Below are 21,129 nucleotides of genomic sequence, written 5' to 3' on the forward strand. Positions count from 1 at the left end.
GGCACCACGATGGAACCCCCGGTCCTGGAGACCGAGAACCTGGTCAAGGTCTACGGCAAGGGCGAGACGCGCTTCGACGCGCTGAAGGGACTCACGCTGGAGATCCACCGCGGCGAGTCCGTGGCCGTGGTCGGCAAGTCGGGCTCCGGCAAGTCCACCCTCATGCACCTCATGGCGCTGCTCGATCGGCCCAGCCAGGGGGTCGTGGCGCTGGACGGCAGCCCCGTCTCCGAGCTGAGCACCAAGGAGATCAACCGTCTGCGCAACGAGCGCTTCGGCTTCGTCTTCCAGCAGTTCTTCCTCAACGCGAACCAGACGGTGCTCGAGAACGTCGTCCTGCCGCTGAAGATCGCCGGTGTGGGCAAATCCGAGCGCAACCGCAAGGGCATGGAGGCCCTCGAGCGCCTGGGCATGGCCGACAAGGCCGCGAACAAGGCCACGAACCTCTCCGGCGGGCAGAAGCAGCGCGCGTGCATCGCCCGAGCGCTGGTCACGGAGCCGTCGGTGATCTTCGCCGACGAGCCCACCGGCAACCTGGACAGCCGCACCTCCGAGGTCGTCGAGGACATCCTCTTCGGCCTGCAGCGCGAGCAGGGCATCACGCTGGTCATCGTCACCCACGACGACGACCTCGCCGCCCGCTGCGACCGCCGGATCAACCTGGTCGACGGCGAGATCACCTCCGTCCAGGACCACGACGACTCCGTGAGCACGGATTCCCCGGCGCAGCCGGCCGCTCCGGGCCGGGGCGCAGCTGCCGAGCAGCCCGCCCCGGCCCCGTCGGCCGCAGCTCAGGACACAGCGGCGGCCGGACCGTGGGCGCAGATCCCCGACGGAGACGGAGCCCACCGCGGGGAGCCGCAGCCGCAGGCCGATGCGGCCAAGGCCCAGGCCGAGCAGACCAAGCACGCTGACAAGGGCGGCCTGCGCCGTCTCTTCTCGAAGGGAGACCGTCGATGAAGTCCACCGACATCGTCGCCACCGCAGCGGGCAACACGCTGCGCTCCAAGGCCAGGACGCTGCTGACCGTCGTCGCGATCTTCATCGGCGCCTTCACCCTCACCCTGACCTCCGGTCTGGGCGTGGGCATCAACAAGTACATCGACACCCTGCTGCAGGGATTCGGCAGCGAGGACCAGATCTACGTCATGAAGACGGCGGATCAGGCCTCCGGCACCTCGCAGGAGGGCCCGCAGGAGTACGACCCCGAGGCGGCGCAGGCCTCGAGCATGTTCGGCGGCTCGGAGATGCTCACCGAGAAGGACATCGAGAAGGTCGAGGGCATCGACGGCGTGGAGTCCGTGGAGCCGGTGGTCTTCGTGCAGCCGTCGTTCCTGGAGTCCGAGGACGGATCCCAGTACCAGCTCACCATGGGCTTCCCCACGGATGTGGAGGCCTACTCGTACATGGCCGGTGAGGCTCCCGCCTCCGACGCCGACGAGATCACGATCCCGCAGTCGTGGGTCGAGCCCCTGGGCTACGACTCGGACGACGACGCCGTGGGCGGAACCGTCCAGATCGGGCTGTCGAACGCCGTGGGCGAGGAGAAGACCTTCGAGGCCGAGATCACCGGCGTGACCGAGGAGCTCGCCTCCGGCCAGGGCGGATCCCCGACCCCGTCGGATCAGCTGAACCAGAAGCTGTACGACTACCAGACCTCCGGCATGGTCGAGGAGCAGCCTGAGGGCTACATCCAGGCCGTGGCCAGCGTCCCGGACACCGAGCAGCAGGGGGCCGTGAAGTCCGCCCTGATGGACGAGAACATGATCGGCATGACGGTCGAGGACCAGATCGGCGCGCTCAAGGGCATCATCAACGCGGTGACCTGGGTGCTCAACGGCTTCGCGCTGATCGCGCTGCTGGCCGCCAGCTTCGGCATCGTGAACACGCTGCTGATGTCCGTGCAGGAGCGCACCCGGGAGATCGGCCTGATGAAGGCCATGGGCATGTCCGGCGGCAAGATCTTCGGCCTGTTCTCCGCCGAGGCCGTGCTGATCGGCGTCTTCGGCTCCGTGGCCGGCGTGATCGGCGGCGTGGCCGTCGGCTCGATCGCCAACGCGGTGCTCACCGGCGAGGGCGGCGCTCTGGCCGAGGTCTCCGGGCTGTCGCTCTACGCGATCGCCCCGCTGCAGCTGCTGGTCATCGTCCTGGTGATCATGCTGATCGCCTTCCTGGCAGGCACCCTCCCGGCGGCTCGCGCCGCCAAGAAGGACCCGATCGAGGCGCTGCGCTACGAGTGATGACGCCGGCGGCCGGGCTCCCCGCTCGGCCGCCGGCTCCTGGTTCCCATCCGAGAAGTCCGCACCACAAGGAGAGATGTCATGACGAACACCCCTCAGAACGCTCCGGGCCCCGACTACGGCCAGGGGAACAAGTACGGCACCGCTGCCTACAGCCCCCAGCAGTCCTTCGACCAGGGCAAGCCCGCGAAGGTCGGCACCCTTCGCCAAGTCGCGATCGGCCTGCTCATCCTCTCGGTCATCAGCTCCGTCTTCAGCATGATCCTGAGCCGGACGCAGGCTTTCCAGAACGACATGATCGAGTACTTCAAGGGCGTCGGCCTGTCTGCGGAACAGGCGGAGCAGTCGGTGCAGGGCGGATTCGTGGGCCCGCTGCTGGGCCTGGTGGTCACCGTCGCGCTGTATGTCGTGGTGATCGCCGGTCTGTCCAAGGAGAAGAACTGGGCGCGCATCCTCGGCATCGTGCTCGCGATCCTGTCGATCGTCGGCATGATCGGGTCGTTCGGCATCGGGGCCGTGACGGGCGTTCCGCTGATGGCCGGGGGCGCTCTGGGTGCTGTTTCGCTGGTGCTCACCGTGGTCCAGCTGGCCCTGACGATCTACTGGCTCGTGCTGGCCTTCAACGGCCGCGTGGCCGAGTGGTTCAAGAGCGCGCGCTGAGCCGAGGCTCGCGACCCGCAGCGCGAGCGATCCCCCGCTCCCTCGACGGCCTCCGGGCCGTCCCGGGAGCGGGGGATCGCTCGTCTCAGTAGGGTGGGCGCACAGCGGGGGACCGCGCAGAAGCGAGCGGGTCGGAGGCGCTTCGGTCCCTGCTCCCGACGCCGGATGTCCGCACCACCAGGAGAGATGCCATGACGAACACCCCTCAGTACGGCCAGGGCTATGAGCAGGGTCGGGACGGCAGCAGATACGGCACGGCCGCCTACAGCCCTCAGCAGTCCTTCGACCGGCCCGAGCCCGAGAAGGTCGACACCCTGCGCAAGGTCGCCGTCCTCTCGCTGATCCTCGCGGTGATCGGGTCGCTGCTCGGGATCCTGATCGCGCAGACCGCGGCGTTCCAGCAGGACATGATCGACTACTACAGGAGCATGGGCCTGTCCGCGGAGCTGGCCGAGGAGTCCTCCGCGGGCGGGGTCGCCAGCATCGTCGGTGGGATCGTCGGCCTGCTGATCACGGTCGCGCTCTACCTCGTGGTGATCATCGGCCTGTTCAAGAGCCAGAACTGGGCCCGCATCCTGGGCATCGTGCTCGTGATCATCTCGATCGTGCTCTCGCTGGGCGGCACCGGCATCGGCATCATCCTGGGGGTCCCGCTGACAGCCGGCGGTGCGCTGGGGATCGTCGCGCTCCTGCTGAGCATCGTCCAGCTGGCAGTGGACGTCTACTGGCTGGTGCTGGCCTTCAACCGCAGCGTGGCCCGGTGGTTCAGCGGCGATCAGCTCAGCTGAGTGCGCGGCTCGCGCGAGGCGCCCCCTGCCGCCGCGCGGCCTTTTCTGCGTCAAGTGAAGCGGGTCAGCACCGGTCTCAGTAGGCTTGCGCCAGAGCCGGGGCGCGGCACGTGCCGTCGCCGGGACCACCCACCACACGATCAAGGAGCATGACGTGTCGCAGAACCCCCACGACGACGCCCGCCCCGAGGGCGAGCAGCCCCGGTACGAGGCCCCCAGCTACCAGGCGCCGCAGTACGGCACCCCGGCGGAGCAGACCCCGTCCGACTCCGAGGCCGTGCGCACTTCGGATGCGGCCGACGAGTCCGCGCAGAGCGCGGATCCCGCCGCGCAGCAGGGCGGCTACAGCGCGCCCGCCTACGGCTCGCAGCAGCCGGCAGCGGACCAGGCCGGCGCAGCGGGCGCACAGCGCTCCGGCTCCACGGCGGCTCCGGCCTCGGGTGAGGGCGCAGCGCCGTCGTACTCGCAGCCGACCTACGACGCCACCGGCCAGGGCGCCTCCGCGCAGGAGCAGCCATCGTACGGTGCTGCGAACCAGGATCAGCCCTCCTACTCCGCTCAGGACCAGCAGGGCTACGGCCAGCCCGGCGCGCAGCAGGCGCCGTCCTACGGACAGGCACCTGAGCAGACGTCGTACGGCCAGTCCTCGGCCCCCTCCTACGGTTCGCAGTCCCCGGCCTACGGCGACCAGCAGCCGTCGTCGCCGTACGGGCAGCAGCCGTCCTACGGCTCGGGCCAGTCGTCGAACGAGCACGCGTCCTACGGGTCGGGCCAGCCGTCCTACGGCTCCGGCGCGCCGGCCAGCCCCTACGGCGAGCAGCCGTCGGCTCCGCAGTACGGCGGTGGGCAGCAGTCCGCGGCCCCCCAGTACGGGGGCCAGCAGTACGGCGGGCAGTCTGGCAGCCAGGCACCGCAGTACCAGCCGTCCGGCGGAGGCGGCCAGTCGCCGCAGTACCAGCCCGCCGCCGGCGGGAACCAGTGGAGCGGGAACGCCGCAGCCGGCGGTGCCGCCACGGGCGGGGCGTTCGCCAACCTCGGCCGACTGCGCACCCTGCTCTTCGCCTCGGCGGGCCTGTACCTGCTGCTGGGCATCGTCCAGGTGCTCGGGCGCACCACCATGGCCTACGCGCGCTCGCTGCAGGATGCTGAGGAGATGTTCGGCATCGCCGCGCCCACCGAGGGCGGATGGGCTATCCAGCCCGGCAACATCATCAGCTGGATCGTCGCCGCGATCCTCTACGCCGTGGTGCTGGTCCTGCTGACCCGCAAGCCGGGTGCCGGTCGCATCATGGGCATCATCCTGGCGATCCTGGGCTCCATCGGCGCCCTGTTCGCCTTCATCTCGGCCTTCGCCTACGGTTGGGTCGCCGTCCTGGTGATCCTTGTGGGTCTGGCGTTCATCGCCGTGAACATCATGTGGATCATCCAGGCGATCAAGGCCAAACCGGCCGCTCGCTGATCATCCTCGGCTGAGCGATCAGCCCCGACGCCCCGGTTCCTGCCCCTCGGCACGGACCGGGGCGTCGTCGTCTCCCGGCTCCTCGGCCGAAGCCGGCTCCTGGGACGACTGCTCCGGTGCGGTGCCGGCCTCAGCTGCGCGACGGCGTCGATCGAGCTGGTGCTGCAGCGCCCCTACGGCCGTGGACCCGCCGCGGTGCACGGCGCGGGATGTGGCCCCGCGCAGCTCGTCCCAGCTGTGCACGAGCGCCACGCGGAAGGCCTGGGCTGAGCTCTCGTCGGCCTCGGGGGACTCCTCCCGGGCCCGCTCCTCGTCGGCGGCTTCCCGGAGCCTCTCCTGCATGGCCGGGGTGCCGGTGACGGCGAAGGGGCTGTCGGCCTCGGTGAGCCACAGCGAGCGGGGCAGCCGCCGCGGCAGATCGTCCAGGGCGCTGTCGGCCACGATCCGCCCGAGCTTGCCGGCCATCCGGCGGTCCTCGCGCAGGAAGTCCAGGGTCCAGCGGTTGCGGGGGCGCAGGTCGATGCGATCCCAGGCGCGCAGCCCGATCGCCAGCTGGCGGGCGCGCAGCAGCTCGGCATCCAGGGCGGCCCCGGCGATCAGCACGATGCTGGCGAACCAGGCGAGCACGAGCAGGATCGTCACGCCGTTGAGGGTGCCCAGCAGCGCGTCCACGGTCCCGGCCAGCGAGCTCAGCCAGCCCAGCAGCACGGCCATCGCGAACAGGGCGCCCACGCTCACCAGCGACCCGGCGCTCATGATCCCGAACCGCGGCAGCTCCACGTTGGGGCCCATGTGGTAGGCGACGTTGACGTAGACCACGAGCACGAACAGCAGCAGCGGCCAGCGCAGGAGGTTCCAGGCGGCCACCACGGTCTCGTCGAAGCCCAGCGCCTCGCCGAGCGCCGCCGCCATGTCCCCGCCGACCGTGATCAGCAGAGCCGCGGCCGCCACGGCCACCAGCAGCGCGATGGTCTCGAAGAACACGATCGTGCGGAACGGCAGGAACTGCCGGCCTTCACGGGTGTCGTAGATGCGGTGCATGGAGCGGTGGAAGGCCGCCACGGAGTTCGACGCCGCGATCAGCGTGCCGATGAATCCCAGGACGGCTCCGGCCACGGTGCCGCCGTCGGGGTTCAGGGAGTGCAGCGCGTCGGTCAGGGCGCCGGGGTCCACGGGCGGGAAGAGCACGCTCACCAGGTCGACGATTCCGCGCAGCACGGACTCCTCGAGTCCCAGCAGATTGATGATCGAGACCAGCGAGATCAGCAGCGGGGCGATCGACAGCAGCAGGAAGAACGTCATGGACGCCGCCTGGTCCCACACCTGGATGTAGATGAGCTTCATGACCGCTCGCCGGATGACGTGCAGCACCGTGAGGCGGGGCTGCTGGAGGGTCACGGAACGGGTCACGCTGGCGGTTCCCTAGGGCTCGAGTGCCCACTCACAAGGGGCGGGGAGGACGGGGGCCATCCTCCCACGATCCTCCCAGCGCGGCTCGCGTAGGCTCTGAGGCATGCTCGGAAGAATCCCCCAGCCGCTGCGACGCGCCATCACCACGACCGCCACGCGAGCCGCTGTCGGGGTGGTGGGCGTCCAGTTCGCCACCATCGCGACCCTGGTCGGCTACGACGCCGTGAAGAAGCGCGGCCGCAAGACCCGCTCCGGCTTCCCCAAGCCGGGGCACTACGCCGCCGACGTCGCCGGCTCGGACATGGACGTCTTCACCTTCGGCGCGGAGCTCTATGACGACATGATCGCCGCGATCGATGCCGCCGAGCGCACGGTGTACCTGGAGACCTACCTCTGGAAGAGCGATGACTACGGCAAGCGTTTCCTGGATGCCCTCAACCGCGCAGGCGCTCGCGGTGTGGACGTGAAGGTGATGTACGACGGCGTCGGCAACATGGTCGTGGACCCGCGGTTCTACCGGTTCGGACCGGGAGTCGAGCACTACCGCTTCCCCGTGGTGCGCCCGCAGCTGCTCGTGACCCCCCTGCGCTCCAGCGGCCTCACCCACCGCAAGCTGCTCATCGTGGACGACGAGTACTCGTACGTCGGCGGCTACAACCTGGGCTCCACGTACGCCACCGAGTGGCGGGACACCCACCTCAAGATCAGCGGCGCGGACTCGTGGCTGCTGCGTCAGGCGTTCGTGTCCTCCTGGAACTCGATCGCGGTGCGGCGCGGGGGCTGCGAGCCCATCGCCCGTCTGGATCCGGTGGAGTGGGAGTCCCGGATCCGGGTGCTGACCAACATGCCCGTGCGCCGCGTCTACCCCATCCGCAACATGTACCTGCAGGCCATCGACCAGGCGGCCAAGTCCATCTACATCTCCACGGCCTACTTCATCCCAGACCAGCAGATCCTCGATGCCCTGATCCGCGCCCGGAACCGCGGCGTGGACGTCCGTCTGATGTTCCCCATGGATTCGAACCACGTCCTGGCCGACTGGGCCTCGCGCGGGTTCTACGCGCAGCTGCTGCGCGAGGGCATCACCGTCCTGCTCTACAAGGACGCCATGATCCACGCCAAGACCGCCACCATCGACGGCGTCTGGTCCACGATCGGCACCGCGAACATCGACCGCCTGTCCCTGAGCTTCAACTACGAGGTCAACATCGAGATCGTCGACCACGACCTCGCGGCCGTGATGGAGCGGATCTTCGAGTTCGACAGCGAGAACTGCTGGCGGATCACCAAGCAGGAGTGGGACGAGCGTCATCCGCTGGCCTGGATGGGGGAGTTGGCGCTGGCTCCCCTGCGACCGCTGCTCTGAGATCTGCCTGAGCCTGCGGGCTGGAGGGGGCGGGGACGACGAAGGGGGCGCCGGCATCTGCCGGCGCCCCCTTCGGGCGCTGCTGCGAGCAGCGCGTCTGCGGCCTCAGTCCTCGTCGGCGCGGTGGACGTACCAGGCAGCCACGAGCCCGCCGATGATCACGATGCCCGAGACGGCCAGGCCGAAGCGGTCGTCGTCGTACCAGGGGCTGCGCCCGGCACGGCGGCGCCCGCCGCGGCGGTCGGCGGAGCCTGCGTCGGAGCGGTCATCGCCCAGGGGGCCGCGGGCTGCGGCATTCGGGTCCGAGATCGCGGGCTGGCCGTGCTCGGCCGCGAAGGCGTCGGCGGTGGTGCCGGCGTGCTGAGCGGCGATGGCCGTGGGGGTGCCGGCTGCGGGGGTCTCGTGGAACTCGCCGTGTCCGGGGATGGAGTTGTGCGGCACGTGGGACTCCTCTGTGCTCGTGGGGCTGACGTGTGGGCCGGGGCGTCGCCGCCCGGCTTCTGGTCCCAGCGTATCCCGCGTCACCCGGCTTGCGGCTGGTCCGGTCGCGGGACACGGCCGTCGAGCGCGCACTGCGCGATCCGGGAATGCTGAAGGCGCCCGGTGCGATTGCACCGGGCGCCTTCAGCGAAGTATCAGGTGATCAGTTGATCACGGTGATGTTCGCGGCCTGGAGGCCCTTGGGGCCCTCCTGGACCTCGAACTCCACGCGCTGGTTCTCCTCGAGCGAACGGTAGCCGTTGCCGTTGATGGCGGAGAAGTGAGCGAAGACGTCCTGCTGGGAGTCATCGGGGCTGATGAAGCCGAAGCCCTTGTCGGCGTTGAACCACTTGACGGTGCCGGTCTGCATTGTTCTGGTCGATCCTTCCGGAACGGTGGCGAAGCACCGACTCTCGGTGCTCGCGTGCCGTCGTGCTCCACATGACTACATCCGAGTGGACTACGTCGACCGCTGGGTGCGCGGCAGTGGTCCCGTCAAAAGCGGGGGTCGTACGACAACTAGTATCGACGGTACACGAGTCGGACACGGTGCGGAGGGCCGAGGGCAAGAATTCACCTCCGATTCGGCGATAAGGCCGTGCCGCCGATCACATCGGGGCCGAATGCGGTGTTCAGGCAATCCCCAGTGCTTCCCCCGCCGGGGAGCAAGTCGAGTCCAGGACTGCTTCAGGTGCGCGGTGTTGAGTGGTCATCACCTCGGCAACGAGGGCAGCGGCGTCGACTGGAGGGTTCGCGCCGCTGGAGCTTCCTGCACCGGGAGGACGGTGGTGGTGCGTCGTCCATCTGGAGCGAATCGGTGCGGGAGGGGGACAGACAGAGAGCCGTTCGACGCCAGAGCCTGGCGCCGAACGGCTCTCTTCTCATCTGGGCTCCATTGGGCGGACACAGAATGCAGAGATCGTCTGTCGCCATTAGCGGGGACGGCCTTCGAGGGCTCCGGGCAGCCTGTTGCAGCGGCCGGTGGATACCCTGACTGGACCCCTTCAGGAGCTGCCGCAGACGGCGGCCCCGTCGTCCCAGACCCGGAGGCGCCGGCCCATGACTCCCGGTCAGCGTGCAGATGACCCCTACCTCACCAACAGTCCCACCGCCTGGCGAGTGCGCATCCGCGTGCTCGATCAGCAGGGGCAGCCGGCGCACGTGGAGCCCGCCACGATCGAGCGCTCCCGAGCCGGGATCGCCCGGATCTTCGCCGCAGCCTTCGACGCCGTGGTCCATGCACAGCAGGCCGAGCGCACGGTCAGGGGCCTGCGCCTGCAGGTCGAGCACAGGGAGCTGGGGCCCGGCAGCATCGGCCTGTGGTTCGATGCCCTCGACGAGCGCAGCCGGTTCTCCCGCCTGCTCACCCATGCCTCGGTGTGGGTCGAGACCGTCGGCACGCTGCTCGGCAGCGCGTCGAAGGAGCTGATCGCGGTTCTGCGGGGGCAGGTCATGCAGCTCGATGCCCCGGCAGATCAGGTGCTGGTGCGGCCGATCCCCGGGCCAGGAGGGCCGAGATCGCGGATCGAGCTCTCCGTGCCCGGCGCCGCGCCGTCGCGGACGTGCTCCGATGTCTGGGAGTGGATCTACAGCGACGAAGGCGAGAGGGCTCGGCGGGACCTGGTGGCTGCCATCGCTGCTCCGGGGGTCGCGAGGATGGACATCATCTTCTACGAGGGCCAGGAGTCCGAGCACGTGCTGCAGGTGAGCAGCTCACAGAGACTGCGGGACTTCGCGGCAGGACGGTAGGGGGACATGGCAGGAGCAGCGGGGGGCAGTTCGGTGACAAGGTCGGGGCGGCAAGCGGTGCTGGCGCTCACGGGGGCGGCCGCGATGATGCTGAGCGGATGCTCGGCGGGCAGCAGCTCGCCGTCGGGCGGGCAGGGCGCGCAGTGCTCGTCGCCCGCAGCCATGGACGTCCAGGTCACGGCCGATTCGGACAGCGATCAGCTCACGATCACGACCGCTGGCATCGGGGGCTCGGCGCTGCGCACCGAGCCCTCCGACGAGGCGCAGGAGGCGCCCGACGGCGACATCCCTCTCCGCGAGCTGCCGCCTGGCGTGCATGTGCGCATCGCCGATCTGGACGACGGCGAGATCGTGCGCACCGAGGTGCTCACCGGCGGGATCGCGCACACCGAGGCTCTCGAGGAGGGCGAGTACGCGGTCGGACTGGTGTCCGTGGACTCCTCCGGCCGCATCTCCGGGCTGGCGAGCTCGCGGGTCGTCGTCGGCGAGAGCGGCGGCGTGATCAGCGATCCGGCGCTCGATCAGTCGAGAGGGCTGTCTCTCGAGGAGCTCGAGATCGATGAGGGCAGCGCGGTGGCAGTGCTCGCCGAGCAGGAGGCTGCACCGGGCCCGGCGCAGTGGTGGCTCGAAGGCCCGGGGCAGCAGGGCAGCGGACGGGTCGACGACGACGGCAGAGCCCGCCTGGGCGAGGTCGCCGATGGCACTCACACGCTGATCCTGCTCGAGGAGGATGCGGACGCCCCGGGCATCGCCCAGCGAGCCGCCAGCTGCCGGTTCGGCGTGAGCGACGGAGAGCTCACGACGCCCGGGCAGGCCGACGGCTCCTCCTGATCAGCGGCGCCGCCGCGCGGTGCCGAACAGCGTGCGTGTGATCTCCCGGCCCAGGACGGTGCCGGCCGAGCGCATCATCGAGCGGACGGCGGGGTTGTCCAGGAAGCCGCCGCCGTCGCCGCGGTCGTGGCGGTCATCGTCGCGGCGCCCCGTCTGCGGCGTCGCCTCGCGGGCGGGACGGTCGTCGTCCTCAGACGAAGGCGCCTCCTGGTCCTGGCCCTTCTGCAGGCGGGCCGTGAGGATCTCGTAGGCGGACTCGCGGTCCACGGCCTCCGAGTACTTCGGCGCCAGCTGCGAGGACGAGATCACCGAGTCGAAGACCTGCTCCGGGGCGGTGGCCATGAGGCTGCGAGGCGTGCGGATCCGAGTCCAGGCCACGGGGGTGGGCGCGCCGGTCTCGGAGAGCACGGTCACGATCGCTTCGCCGGTGCCCAGCTGGGTCAGCAGCTCCTCGAGGTCGTACTCGGACTTGGGGTAGGTGCGAGCCGTGGCCTTGAGGGCCTTGGCGTCGTCCGGGGTGAACGCGCGCAGCGCGTGCTGGACGCGGTTGCCGAGCTGCCCCAGGACGTCGCCGGGCACGTCCTTGGGGGTCTGGGTCACGAAGAAGATGCCCACGCCCTTGGAGCGGATCAGGCGCACCGTCTGCTCGATCGCGCTCAGGAATGCCTTGGAGGCGTTGTCGAAGAGCAGGTGGGCCTCGTCGAGGAAGAACACCAGCTCCGGCTTCTCGGGATCGCCCAGCTCCGGCAGGTCCTGGAAGAGGTCCGCCAGCAGCCACATCAGGAACGTGGAGAACAGCTCGGGGCGGCTGGCCACCCCCGGCAGCTCGAGGCAGGAGATGACGCCGCGGCCGTCCTCTGCCTTGCGCAGCAGGTCGCGGGTGTCGAACTCGGGCTCGCCGAAGAAGACCTCCGCGCCGCCGTTGGCGAACGTGGTCAGCTGGCGCAGGATCACACCGGCGGTCTGCTTGGAGACGCCGCCGATGCCGTCCAGCTCGTCCTTCCCCTCCTCCGAGGTGAGGAACATGATGACCTCGCGCAGGTCCTTGAGGTCCAGCAGCGCCAGACCGGCCTGGTCGGCGTAGTGGAAGATCAGCCCCAGGGCGGACTCCTGGGTGTCGTTGAGACCCAGGACCTTGGACAGCAGGACCGGGCCAAACGACGTCACCGTGGTGCGGATCGGAACGCCCCTGCCCTCGCCGCCAAGGGCCAGGAACTCGACCGGGGAGGCCGTGGGAGTCCACTCCTGGCCGATGCTGCGGGCGCGCTCCGTGATCTTGTCGCTGGGCTGGCCCTCCGCCGCCAGCCCGGAGAGATCGCCCTTCATGTCCGAGAGGAAGACTGGGACCCCGGCTTCCGAGAGCTGCTCCGCCATGGCCTGCAGGGTCTTGGTCTTGCCCGTGCCGGTGGCTCCCGCGATCAGCCCGTGGCGGTTCATGGAACCCAGGGGCAGGCCGACCTGCGCGTCCGGGACCGGGGTGCCGCCGGAGACCGCGGCCCCCAGGTTCAGGGCTGGTCCGGAGAAGGCGTAGCCGGAGCGGACGGCGTCGAGCTGGGCATCGTCATGCGTCTGATCAGTCACGGCGCCGAGCCTACACACGAGTGCTTTCCGACGGCAGGGCTGTGCACCGTCCGGCGCGCGCTCAGGGCGAGTCCGACGGCCAGGGCGAGGGCGGCGAGGGGCCGACGACGTCCGGGGGAGGTGAGGGAGGACATGCGCCTATCCTGCCGCCCGATCACCCCTGATGCCGCACTCGAGCACGGACATGACGACCGAGCACGTCACGCTCGCGAAGGGGTGGTGCGGCCGTCGGCGAACACCCTTCATCGCGGCGAGGGGCGGAGGCATGATGGAGGCATCACTCGAGGACGGGGACGGGTCTCGAACCGCCCCCGGGAAACGGAGCAGATCATGACGAACATCGCGATCATCGGCGGCCACGGCAAGGTCGCGCTGCGGCTGGCTCCCCTGCTGGTCGAGGCGGGCGACGAGGTCACCTCGTGGATCCGCAGCCAGGACCAGGTCGAGGACATCGAGCAGACCGGGGCCACCGCCAAGGTCCTCGATGTCCAGCAGCTGTCCACCGAGCAGCTCTCGGACGAGTTCGAGGGCGTGGACGTCGTCATCTGGTCCGCCGGCGCCGGCGGCGGCGACCCCGAGCGCACCTGGGCGGTGGACCGCGACGCCGCGATCCGCACCATGGACGCCGCCGAGAAGGCCGGCGTGGGCCGGTACGTGATGGTGTCCTACCTGGGCGCCGGTCCGGATCACGGCGTGGACGAATCCGACGACTTCTTCGCCTATGCCGAGGGCAAGACCCAGGCGGATGAGCACCTGAAGAAGTCCTCGCTGCGCTGGACCATCCTGGGCCCGGGCATGCTGACCCTCGACGACGCCTCCGGGAAGATCACCGTGCTGCCCGAGGGCCAGCAGCCGGACAACGCCGACACCTCGCGCGCCAACGTCGCCGCTGTGGCCCATGCGGTCCTGTCGGACGACACCACGATCGGGCGCAAGATCAACTTCGTGGACGGCGACACCCCGATCGCGGAGGCTATCTCCGCTTCCTGATCAGGGCGCCTGCAGAAGGCGCACGGTCACGACGACGGCCGCGAGCGAGCTGGAAGCTCGTTCGCGGCCGTCGTCTGCCATGCAGGGACCGGCCCCGGTGCGTGCCATCTCGAGGATCGGGCTAGTGTCAGTCTCCGAAGACGCGGGACATGGAGGTCCCGCGGGGTCGCGGAGGATTGAGAATGAGTCAGGTGCGAACCGGTCGGGCGCAGGGGACGGGCCTGCCTCCCCTGACGTCCGGGAAGCATTCGCGCTTCCTGGACAAGCTGGTGGTCGTCGCGACCTTCGGCGGCCTTCTCTTCGGCTACGACACCGGCGTGATCAACGGCGCCCTGGGCCCCATGTCGGAGCCCGGGGCGCTGGATCTCTCTCCGATGGAGCAGGGCGTCGTGACGTCGTCGCTGCTGATCGGCGCCGCAGTCGGCGCGATCATCGGCGGGCGCTGCTCGGACCGCTGGGGACGTCGGCGCACGATCCTGGCCATGGCGGTCCTCTTCTTCGTCGGCGCCCTGGGCTGCGTGCTCGCCCCGACAGCCGGTGTCATGGTGGCCTTCCGCGTGGTCCTGGGCCTGGCTGTGGGCGGAGCCTCGGTCACCGTGCCGGTCTACCTCTCGGAGATGGCCCCCACCGAGCGCCGCGGGGCCATGTCCGGGCGCAACGAGGTCATGATCGCGGTCGGTCAGCTGCTGGCGTTCCTGATCAACGCGATCATCGGCAGCGCGTTCTACGAGGTCCCCGGGCACTGGCGCGTGATGCTGGCCGTGGCCGCGCTGCCGGCGCTGGCGCTGTTCTTCGGGATGCTGCGCATGCCGGAGTCGCCGCGCTGGCTGCTGGCCCAGGGCGACCGCGATGCCGCGCTGAAGGTCCTGGAGCGGGTCCGCACTCCGGAGCGCGCCAAGGCAGAGCTCGTGGAGGTCGAGGGGCTGGCCGCTCGCGATGCGGCTGAGCACGAGGGCGGGCTGGCGACTCTGCGCACCGAGCCCTGGGTGCGCCGCGTGCTGCTGATCGGCATCGGCGTGGCCGTGTCCCAGCAGCTCTCCGGCATCAACTCCGTCATGTACTACGGCACGCTGCTGCTGGAGCAGGCGGGCTTCTCGTCCTCGGCCGCCCTGATCGCCAACGTGGCCAACGGCGTGATCGCCGTGATCGGCATGCTCACCGGCATGGCCCTGATCGACCGCGTGGGACGACGCCGGCTGATGATCTTCGGCTTCACGGGCATCACGTCCATGCACCTGCTGATCGGGCTGAGCGCCCTGCTGCTGCCCGAGGGGCTGGGGCGGGCGATCTTCATCCTGATCTTCGTGGTGCTGTTCGTGGGCTGCATGCAGGCCTCGATCGGCTTCGGCGCGTGGATCATCCTGGCCGAGATCTTCCCGCTGAAGTTCCGCGGGGCGGGCATCGGGATCTCGGTGCTGATGATGTGGCTGGCCAACGCCACAGTGACCCTGCTGTTCCCGCAGGTGGTCTCGGCCACCGGCATCACCGTGACGTTCTTCCTCTTCTCGGGTCTGGGCGCGCTGTGCCTGCTCTTCTTCTGGCGCTTCGTCCCGGAGACCAAGGGGCGCTCCCTCGAGCAGATCGAGGAGTCCTTCGCCGCCGGTGAGCTGAAGCAGATCCACCGCCGCTGATCCTCTGACGATCCCCTGCAGCGCCGTCGGCCATCATGGTCGGCGGCGCCGCCGCGTGTCAGCTGCAGCCCATCCCGGCGAGCTCCAGGCAGTCCCGGCAGACCAGGTGGCCCGAGTCGGCCGGCTGGATGTCCAGGAAGCGCACGCTCGGCAGGTGCGCCTTCACGACGGCTGCGGCCACAGCCTCCGTGACCGCCTCCACGTTCTGCTCGGGGACCAGCATGAGCACCGACCCGCCGAAGCCGCCGCCGATCAGCCGTGCGCCGTCGGCGCCGGCGGACAGCGCTGTGTCCACGATGAGGTCGGCGGCGGCGAACGAGGCCTCGGCGTCGTCGCGCATGGAGGCGTGTCCGCTGGTGAGGATCCGCCCGACGGCGCAGGGGACCGAAACCCCCGTCTCGCCGGCGAGCAGGGCGTCGATCTGCTCGGAGCGCAGCATCTCCGTGAGGGCGTGGCGCAGGCGGCGGAAGGCGTCGCCGGGGTCGCGGCCTTCGAGCTGCTCGGCGGTGGGCGCGGCATCCTCCCAGCGGCGCAGGACGGTCTCGACGTCGTCCTGGGACGGGGTCTCCGGCAGGAGGTCCCGCAGGCGGTCGGCGCCCAGGAATCGGGCGGCTGCCTCGGCGTCCAGGCGGCGGGAGGAGAACTCGTGCCCGCCGAGCCAGTGCGGCGTGCGCGTGTCCACGCCGATGAGCCGGTGCCCATCCAGCAGCGCGTCGGCCGAGCGGTAGGTGATCGAGAAGTCGCGGCAGTCCAGGGAGACCACCTGGCCGGCGTGGGAACGCAGGCTCGCGGTCTGATCCAGCCCGCCGGTGTTGGCACCCACCACGCGGACCTCCGCCATCATGCAGGCGTGGGCCAGGGCTGCGCGGCGGGCGTCGTCGTGCTCGTCGGAGCCGGTGATCATCCCCGCGAAGGCGAGGATCGAGGCGCACTCCAGCGCGGCCGAGGACGACAGGCCGCCGCCCACGGGAAGAGTGGAGCGGATCAGCATGTCGGCTCCGAAGCCCTCGGGGATGCTGATCCCGGGGGTGCGCTCCGCGACCTCGTGCAGGCCCCACAGGGCGCCGGCCACGTAGCCGGTCCAGCCCTCGGGACGGCCCGGGCCGATGTCCTCCACGCGGACCTCGACGATCCCCTCGTCCAGCGTGGGCTCCAGGGTGCGCATGCGCAGGAGGCCGTCGGTGCGCGGTGCTGCAGCCACGAGCGTTCCGTAGGGCAGGGCCAGCGGAAGGCAGCGCCCGCCCAGGAAGTCGATGTGCTCTCCGTTGAGGTTCGCGCGGCCCGGGGACTGCCAGATGCCTTCCGGCCTGCGGCCGAAGACCCTCTCGAAGTTCTCGAGACCGCTGCGCGCGATCACCGCATTGTCGGGGTGCGGCACCCATTCGGGTGCGGCAGATCCCGGCTCCGCGGGGTGGGGCTGGTGCACGGGGGCCTCCTGGTGCTGAGAAGTGCGCCCCACTCTAGACCCGGTGCCGGACGCGCTATCAGCGCAGGCGCCGCTCGTGCTGCGTGCCACTGCCCTGCGCGGTGCGCCGCGGTCGGAACGACCGGCGCGGCTTGGGCGGCGGGTTCGACGCGCCGTGGGTCGTGACCACCTGCAGAACGCGCTCCAGGTCTGTGCCCACGGTGACCAGCCACCAGTGGTCCCAGCTGTTGCGCATCTCGAGGTTCTCCAGGACGTTCGAGAGATCGCTCACCCGCGCACGGGCCCGCGCGGCCAGGATCTGGACCTCGTCCTTCTCCTCGTCGTCCAGGTTCAACGGCACGATCGACAGGGAGGTGGTCATGGTCGAGAACGAGTCGGTGTCCACCTTCCATGCCACGCGCATGACCTCGGCGACGGCGCGCAGCGTGCGCTCGAGCTCGCGGGAGACGTCGGCGGGGACCACCATGTGGGAGCCGTCCTCGGCGAACAGCCTGCGCAGGGCGTCGGTGAGGTCGCGCATGTAGAAGGAGACGTGCTCCACGCGGATCAGACGGGCCAGACCGGGGTCCTGACCCTTCTTGTTGGGCAGCATCATGCGCGGGTTGCCCTTGGCGGTGGAGGCGGTGGCTTCGACGACGCCGCGGACCTCCGCGGCGACCGAGGCGAGCTGGTAGTTGACCTCCACCCAGTCGGTGCGCGAGGTCGAGCCGGGCGTGCGGACCTCCATGGCGACGTCGCGCAGATAGAACACCATCAGCCGCTCGATCCGTCCCAGCTCCAGGGACGCGGAGCGGAAATCGACGGGCTGAGCCACCACGTAGTTCACGATCAGCCCGATCGTGGCGCCGGTGGCCATCTGGACGATGTAGCCCAGCGAGTAGTTGTCGGCGTTGGGCCCGCCCACCACCAGCACGAACAGCGCGGTGATGGGGATGTAGTCCGCCCCGGCCCCGAACCTGCGGACGCCCGCCAGGATGACGCCGAGGGCGATGGCGGGGAACAGGGTGATGACCACCGGCCACGGCGTGAGCTGGACTGTCAGGGCCAGGAGCATGCCCACGCCCAGTCCCAGAAGCGTCTGCCCCGCAGTGCGCAGCGAGCCCGTGAGGCTCGGGTACATCGCCACGAGCGCGCCCAGAGGGGCGTAGTAGGGGTACTGCGCCACGACGCCCGGCATGAACGGGGCGACCATGTAGGCGAGCATGCAGGCCAGCGCCGCCTTGAGGGCTAGCAGCAGGCGCGACGAGTTGATCGTGCTGTTGTGCCAGGGGCGCAGCAGCGAATCATCGTCGTCGCGCGAGGCCGACGACGGCGGGGAGGAGAGGCGCACGGCAGTCCTGTTCAAGCGGGGCGAGTGCCCGGGATCAGATGCTTGAGGGGCGCGAGAAGAGATCTACGCGCCGGTCACTTTAGCGGTCCGCATGGCCTCGGGTCGATGGGTGCAGGCGACGGATTTCTGCCGTGACTGTTCATGAAGATTCGACCCGTGACCTGCTGTGACGCACGTTCGTCCGGGTCATCCACAGGTCTCGACGACCCCCTGTCGTGACGCTGTGACTGCGGCCTACGATCACGGCACTTGTCGTCATGCGCCTGAGACTGCAGGGGCATCGAGCCGGAGGCCATCCGATGACCGCGAGATCCCTCGTCCTGCCTGCCGCCGCAATGGTCGCAGCAGTGCTGCTGACGGCCTGCACCCCGACGGACGACGGCCCCGACGACGCCTCCAGCAGCACGGCCTCCGAGGCGGCCTCTTCCTCCTCCGAGGCGGCGACTGACAAGTCGCCAGGCAGCGACGGAGAGTACGTCGAGGCCTCCGCCGACGGCCCTGCGCAGAACGTCCCCAAGCCGGAGAAGCCCACGCTGGCCGATGAGGAGAGCTACGAGGGGGCTCAGGCGTTCCTCGATTACCTCGCTGATACGCGCGCATATGCCTGGCAGACGGGGGATACGTCGCTGATCAGGGAGATCACGGCGGAGGAATGTGAAAAGTGCGCGGTGGAGTTCGAAGATATTGAAAGAATATATGATGAAGGAGGGTGGGCAACATCAGGGCGAGAGAATATCAAAATCATTGACTCCGACATGCCCGTGGATTCGTATGGCTACCCATCCCCTCGCGCTGAAGTCGATTTTGAAGGCCTGACAGTTTGGGATGCAAGTGGTCAGGTTTGGGATACTGTAGATCCAATTTCGGGTGAAGAGGATCCAATATATTTCCATTTGAGCCACGACGGCGGCGGCTGGGTGTTGATTCAGCCAACACCAATCGCTGTTTAGGTTGTCGTCGTGCGGATGGGTCGATCAGGGTCTGTGGCCATTGCTGTACTTCTTACTTCCTTCGCGTGTCCCGCCGCAAGTGCCGATGAAGGTCCCGTTAGGGCTGCAGGTTCTCGCGGAACCGCCGGATCAGCCCATGCAAGAGCGGCTGGCGCTGGCGTGGAGCTGTCGTTTGAGGCCAATTTTAGTGACGACAGTTACGATTCAATGCCGAACAAGAATTCACCAGCGTCTTCAGCTCCTGATTGGGTAAATGAAATCTCCCCGGAGGATGTCGAGCAATTTCAAAGGGTTCTTCGGCAGTTTTCGACGCAGAGCGAACATGAAGACGGCGAGCGGTCAGCGCCAAGTGTTGAGACCGCTGACTACTCGCTGGTCGATGTCTGCGCAGGTTCCGGGGGTGGTGATGACTGCACAGAGCGAGAATCGTGCACCATGGCGGATGGTTCGGCTGGCCAGAATCTTTATGTCGAGTTCGCTGTTTCAGGAGACAGCACGACAAGAGTGAGTGACCCCATCTGCTCACCCTCGGACCAGCTTCCTGAGGACGATGAGCCCATGCCGCTGCCGGTCTTCACCGTCGAGGACCTCCGTCGGCTCGAGGTGAGTCCGGCGGTGACCGCGGTGGAGCCGACGCCGGACACGCTCGTGGGTCTGCACACCAACATGTACGCCTCAGCGGAGGACCAGGTCTTCGACACCGAACTGGCGGGCTTCCCCGTCCAGGTGCGAGTGACCCCGGTGTCGTTCACCTGGGACTACGGCGATGGGACGACTTTCGGCCCCACGGAGCTCAGCGGCGGTCCGCTTCCTGCGGGCTCGTGGGATGAGCCCACCGATACGAGTCACCAGTACGCCGACACCGGCGACGTGTCGGTGGTGCTGACCACTGAGTTCGCGGGCGAGTACTCGGTCAGCGGTGGCCCTTGGCTGCCGGTCGACGGCACCAGCACGGTCAGCAGCGACCCCGTCGCACTCAGCGTCTGGCGCTCGACCGTGCGCAACTACGCCGACGACTGCTTCGACAACCCCGGCGGCGTCGGCTGCTGAGCCTCAGGCTTCCCAGTCCTCTGGGGCCCACGGCTCGCCGTCGGCCAGGGCGTTGAGCTCGTAGGCGCCCTTGTCGTCGATCTGCTCGCGCAGGATGTCGGCATGACCGGCATGGCGGGCGTACTCCTCGATCGCGTGGAGCACCACCCAGCGCACAAGCCAGGACTCCACGTCATCCGGGAACCACGGCTTGTCCGGAACCGGGATGCGGGCCTCCAGGTCCACCGACGGAACCGTGTGCTCGACCCAGGCGGCCATGTCATGCAGGGCGGTGATCAGGGACTCGGCGGTGTCGTCGTCGTGGACCGCGTCTGCGGAGGGGACGCCGGCCTGGAAGTCCCGGGTGCCGTGGGTCCGGGCGCGGGCTGGATCGAGCGCGGCGAAGATCCCCTCATTGCCCACGAACAGGCAGTGCCGGGCGATGCCGCCGAGGCTCATCTGGCTGGCGGCGGGCGTCCTGCGCAGCTGCTCGGCGTCGAGGCCCTGGAGTGTCGTGGCGACCTGGCGGATCTGCTGGGCGGCAAAGGCGGCCAGCGCATCGTGCTCGGTGGTGACCTGGCGGGTGAAGAAGGGCATGCGAGCCTCCTCTTGCTTGGGGCTGAACAGGCTCAGCCGCGATGGGCCCAGAGATCCCGCAGCAGCGCGACCTCGGCAAGAAGGTGAATGACCTCGCGGTTGATGTGCAGGACCAGGTTACCGAAGGGCCGCTCGCCCCACGGCCCTCCGGTCGGACCGCATGGCTGCTGCATGCGCTCGTGGTCCACGTTGCGCAGGCCGTCGACCTCGCGATCGAGCTTCGCCAGCGCGTAGTCGGCGGTGGCCGCGAACTCTCACGTGCCGTAGGAGGCCTTGGGGCCGTCGAAGTGGCTGTGGCTGCGCGCGGCCAGCACGCCCACGATCACGTGCCCCAGCCGCCACGAGATCGTCGTGAACGGCTGCGGCTGCCCCTCGACGAGGTCGAAGTCGATGACCAGGTCACCGGCCCCGGCCTGGTGCGCGGTGCGCTGCTCGTCGGCGGAGTGCACCGTCCACGCCTGCTGGTCATCGCCGGTGGGGTCCCAGAGGAGCTCCTCGTCCGTGAGTCCCTCCAGTCGAGGGCGCAGCAGGTTCTGCCAGTGCCACTGCAGCTGCTCGACGGCGGCTGAGGGCAGGGGATTCGTCGTCATGCGGACGACGATCCCATGCGGC

General features: G+C 69.2%; 21 protein-coding genes. 12 read left to right on the forward strand and 9 right to left on the reverse strand.

Going from position 1 to position 21,129, the window contains the following annotated elements:
- Nucleotides 1–9 precede the first annotated feature (9 nt).
- The 5 genes from OVA15_RS11195 (at nt 10) to OVA15_RS11215 (ending at nt 5,147) form a co-directional block, all read left to right on the forward strand.
- Nucleotides 10–960, forward strand: a complete 951-nt coding sequence (locus OVA15_RS11195; RefSeq protein ID WP_006214596.1) for an ABC transporter ATP-binding protein — start codon at nt 10–12, stop codon at nt 958–960.
- Entirely contained in the window at nt 957–2,240 is a 1,284-nt protein-coding gene (locus OVA15_RS11200; RefSeq protein ID WP_024289390.1) for an ABC transporter permease, read from the forward strand. The genes OVA15_RS11195 and OVA15_RS11200 overlap by 4 nt, the downstream gene beginning before the upstream one ends.
- Nucleotides 2,241–2,321: 81 nt before the next feature.
- Entirely contained in the window at nt 2,322–2,900 is a 579-nt protein-coding gene (locus tag OVA15_RS11205; protein ID WP_268145022.1) for a hypothetical protein, read from the forward strand.
- A gap of 191 nt (nt 2,901–3,091) precedes the next feature.
- Nucleotides 3,092–3,688, forward strand: coding sequence for a hypothetical protein (locus tag OVA15_RS11210; protein ID WP_204782565.1), 597 nt, complete (start codon nt 3,092–3,094; stop codon nt 3,686–3,688).
- Nucleotides 3,689–3,842: 154 nt separating this feature from the next.
- Nucleotides 3,843–5,147, forward strand: coding sequence for a hypothetical protein (locus OVA15_RS11215; protein ID WP_268145025.1), 1,305 nt, complete (start codon nt 3,843–3,845; stop codon nt 5,145–5,147).
- Between the two features lie 18 nt (nt 5,148–5,165).
- On the opposite strand, the gene OVA15_RS11220 is transcribed toward OVA15_RS11215, so the two are convergent.
- The gene (locus OVA15_RS11220; RefSeq protein WP_268145026.1) at nt 5,166–6,557 is read right to left on the reverse strand and encodes a YihY/virulence factor BrkB family protein; all 1,392 of its coding nucleotides are present in this window, start codon (nt 6,555–6,557) and stop codon (nt 5,166–5,168) included.
- A gap of 103 nt (nt 6,558–6,660) precedes the next feature.
- On the opposite strand from OVA15_RS11220, the gene OVA15_RS11225 reads away from it, so the two are divergent.
- Entirely contained in the window at nt 6,661–7,923 is a 1,263-nt protein-coding gene (locus OVA15_RS11225; RefSeq protein ID WP_053446697.1) for a phospholipase D-like domain-containing protein, read from the forward strand.
- A 105-nt stretch (nt 7,924–8,028) separates the two neighbouring features.
- On the opposite strand, the gene OVA15_RS11230 is transcribed toward OVA15_RS11225, so the two are convergent.
- Nucleotides 8,029–8,364 carry a hypothetical protein gene (locus OVA15_RS11230; protein WP_058871560.1) on the reverse strand — a complete coding sequence of 112 codons (336 nt, stop codon included), beginning with the start codon at nt 8,362–8,364 and terminating at the stop codon, nt 8,029–8,031.
- Between the two features lie 202 nt (nt 8,365–8,566).
- Nucleotides 8,567–8,773, reverse strand: a complete 207-nt coding sequence (locus OVA15_RS11235; RefSeq protein WP_006214589.1) for a cold-shock protein — start codon at nt 8,771–8,773, stop codon at nt 8,567–8,569.
- Between the two features lie 689 nt (nt 8,774–9,462).
- Between OVA15_RS11235 and OVA15_RS11240 the strand changes: the two genes are divergently transcribed.
- Both OVA15_RS11240 and OVA15_RS11245 read left to right on the forward strand, forming a co-directional pair.
- Complete coding sequence (locus tag OVA15_RS11240) at nt 9,463–10,152, forward strand: hypothetical protein (protein ID WP_268145029.1); 690 nt, start codon at nt 9,463–9,465, stop codon at nt 10,150–10,152.
- Nucleotides 10,153–10,236: 84 nt separating this feature from the next.
- Nucleotides 10,237–10,983 (forward strand): hypothetical protein, encoded by a 747-nt coding sequence (locus OVA15_RS11245; RefSeq protein WP_268145031.1) that lies wholly within the window; start codon nt 10,237–10,239, stop codon nt 10,981–10,983.
- Here the strand turns inward: OVA15_RS11245 and OVA15_RS11250 are convergent, their stop codons facing one another.
- Entirely contained in the window at nt 10,984–12,564 is a 1,581-nt protein-coding gene (locus OVA15_RS11250) for a helicase HerA-like domain-containing protein (protein ID WP_268145032.1), read from the reverse strand.
- Between the two features lie 330 nt (nt 12,565–12,894).
- Between OVA15_RS11250 and OVA15_RS11255 the strand changes: the two genes are divergently transcribed.
- Entirely contained in the window at nt 12,895–13,554 is a 660-nt protein-coding gene (locus OVA15_RS11255; RefSeq protein ID WP_040560767.1) for an SDR family oxidoreductase, read from the forward strand.
- Between the two features lie 182 nt (nt 13,555–13,736).
- Nucleotides 13,737–15,185: a sugar porter family MFS transporter gene (locus OVA15_RS11260; RefSeq protein ID WP_206390433.1), complete on the forward strand. Its 1,449-nt coding sequence runs from the start codon at nt 13,737–13,739 to the stop codon at nt 15,183–15,185.
- A gap of 58 nt (nt 15,186–15,243) precedes the next feature.
- Here OVA15_RS11260 and OVA15_RS11265 read toward each other — a convergent pair whose 3' ends face one another.
- Both OVA15_RS11265 and OVA15_RS11270 read right to left on the reverse strand, forming a co-directional pair.
- On the reverse strand, nt 15,244–16,611 hold the full coding sequence (locus tag OVA15_RS11265; protein ID WP_268145034.1) for a galactokinase: 1,368 nt from the start codon (nt 16,609–16,611) through the stop codon (nt 15,244–15,246).
- 58 nt (nt 16,612–16,669) lie between these two features.
- Nucleotides 16,670–17,941: an FUSC family protein gene (locus tag OVA15_RS11270; protein ID WP_268145035.1), complete on the reverse strand. Its 1,272-nt coding sequence runs from the start codon at nt 17,939–17,941 to the stop codon at nt 16,670–16,672.
- A 299-nt stretch (nt 17,942–18,240) separates the two neighbouring features.
- On the opposite strand from OVA15_RS11270, the gene OVA15_RS11275 reads away from it, so the two are divergent.
- The gene (locus tag OVA15_RS11275; RefSeq protein ID WP_268145037.1) at nt 18,241–18,891 is read left to right on the forward strand and encodes a DUF6318 family protein; all 651 of its coding nucleotides are present in this window, start codon (nt 18,241–18,243) and stop codon (nt 18,889–18,891) included.
- 504 nt (nt 18,892–19,395) lie between these two features.
- Nucleotides 19,396–19,941 (forward strand): hypothetical protein, encoded by a 546-nt coding sequence (locus OVA15_RS11280; protein WP_268145038.1) that lies wholly within the window; start codon nt 19,396–19,398, stop codon nt 19,939–19,941.
- 3 nt (nt 19,942–19,944) lie between these two features.
- Here the strand turns inward: OVA15_RS11280 and OVA15_RS11285 are convergent, their stop codons facing one another.
- The 3 genes from OVA15_RS11285 to OVA15_RS13300 form a co-directional block, all read right to left on the reverse strand.
- Nucleotides 19,945–20,517 (reverse strand): mycothiol transferase, encoded by a 573-nt coding sequence (locus tag OVA15_RS11285; protein WP_268145039.1) that lies wholly within the window; start codon nt 20,515–20,517, stop codon nt 19,945–19,947.
- A 32-nt stretch (nt 20,518–20,549) separates the two neighbouring features.
- The gene (locus tag OVA15_RS13295) at nt 20,550–20,705 is read right to left on the reverse strand and encodes a hypothetical protein (RefSeq protein WP_326493291.1); all 156 of its coding nucleotides are present in this window, start codon (nt 20,703–20,705) and stop codon (nt 20,550–20,552) included.
- Nucleotides 20,706–20,771: 66 nt separating this feature from the next.
- Nucleotides 20,772–21,107: a hypothetical protein gene (locus OVA15_RS13300; RefSeq protein WP_326493292.1), complete on the reverse strand. Its 336-nt coding sequence runs from the start codon at nt 21,105–21,107 to the stop codon at nt 20,772–20,774.
- Between the last annotated feature and the right edge of the window lie 22 nt (nt 21,108–21,129).

The sequence above is a fragment of the Kocuria sp. SL71 genome (genome assembly GCF_026672465.1).
Lineage (GTDB): Bacteria > Actinomycetota > Actinomycetes > Actinomycetales > Micrococcaceae > Kocuria > Kocuria palustris.

Coding starts and splice junctions, on each gene's coding strand:
- OVA15_RS11205 (WP_268145022.1), top strand. CDS start 2,322: ATGACGAACACCCCTCAGAACGCTCCGGGCCCCGACTACGGCCAGGGG.
- OVA15_RS11245 (WP_268145031.1), top strand. CDS start 10,237: ATGATGCTGAGCGGATGCTCGGCGGGCAGCAGCTCGCCGTCGGGCGGG.
- OVA15_RS11200 (WP_024289390.1), top strand. CDS start 957: ATGAAGTCCACCGACATCGTCGCCACCGCAGCGGGCAACACGCTGCGC.
- OVA15_RS11255 (WP_040560767.1), top strand. CDS start 12,895: ATGACGAACATCGCGATCATCGGCGGCCACGGCAAGGTCGCGCTGCGG.
- OVA15_RS11195 (WP_006214596.1), top strand. CDS start 10: ATGGAACCCCCGGTCCTGGAGACCGAGAACCTGGTCAAGGTCTACGGC.
- OVA15_RS11235 (WP_006214589.1), bottom strand. CDS start 8,773: ATGCAGACCGGCACCGTCAAGTGGTTCAACGCCGACAAGGGCTTCGGC.
- OVA15_RS11240 (WP_268145029.1), top strand. CDS start 9,463: ATGACTCCCGGTCAGCGTGCAGATGACCCCTACCTCACCAACAGTCCC.
- OVA15_RS11210 (WP_204782565.1), top strand. CDS start 3,092: ATGACGAACACCCCTCAGTACGGCCAGGGCTATGAGCAGGGTCGGGAC.
- OVA15_RS11260 (WP_206390433.1), top strand. CDS start 13,737: ATGAGTCAGGTGCGAACCGGTCGGGCGCAGGGGACGGGCCTGCCTCCC.
- OVA15_RS11285 (WP_268145039.1), bottom strand. CDS start 20,517: ATGCCCTTCTTCACCCGCCAGGTCACCACCGAGCACGATGCGCTGGCC.
- OVA15_RS11225 (WP_053446697.1), top strand. CDS start 6,661: ATGCTCGGAAGAATCCCCCAGCCGCTGCGACGCGCCATCACCACGACC.
- OVA15_RS13300 (WP_326493292.1), bottom strand. CDS start 21,107: ATGACGACGAATCCCCTGCCCTCAGCCGCCGTCGAGCAGCTGCAGTGG.
- OVA15_RS11275 (WP_268145037.1), top strand. CDS start 18,241: ATGACCGCGAGATCCCTCGTCCTGCCTGCCGCCGCAATGGTCGCAGCA.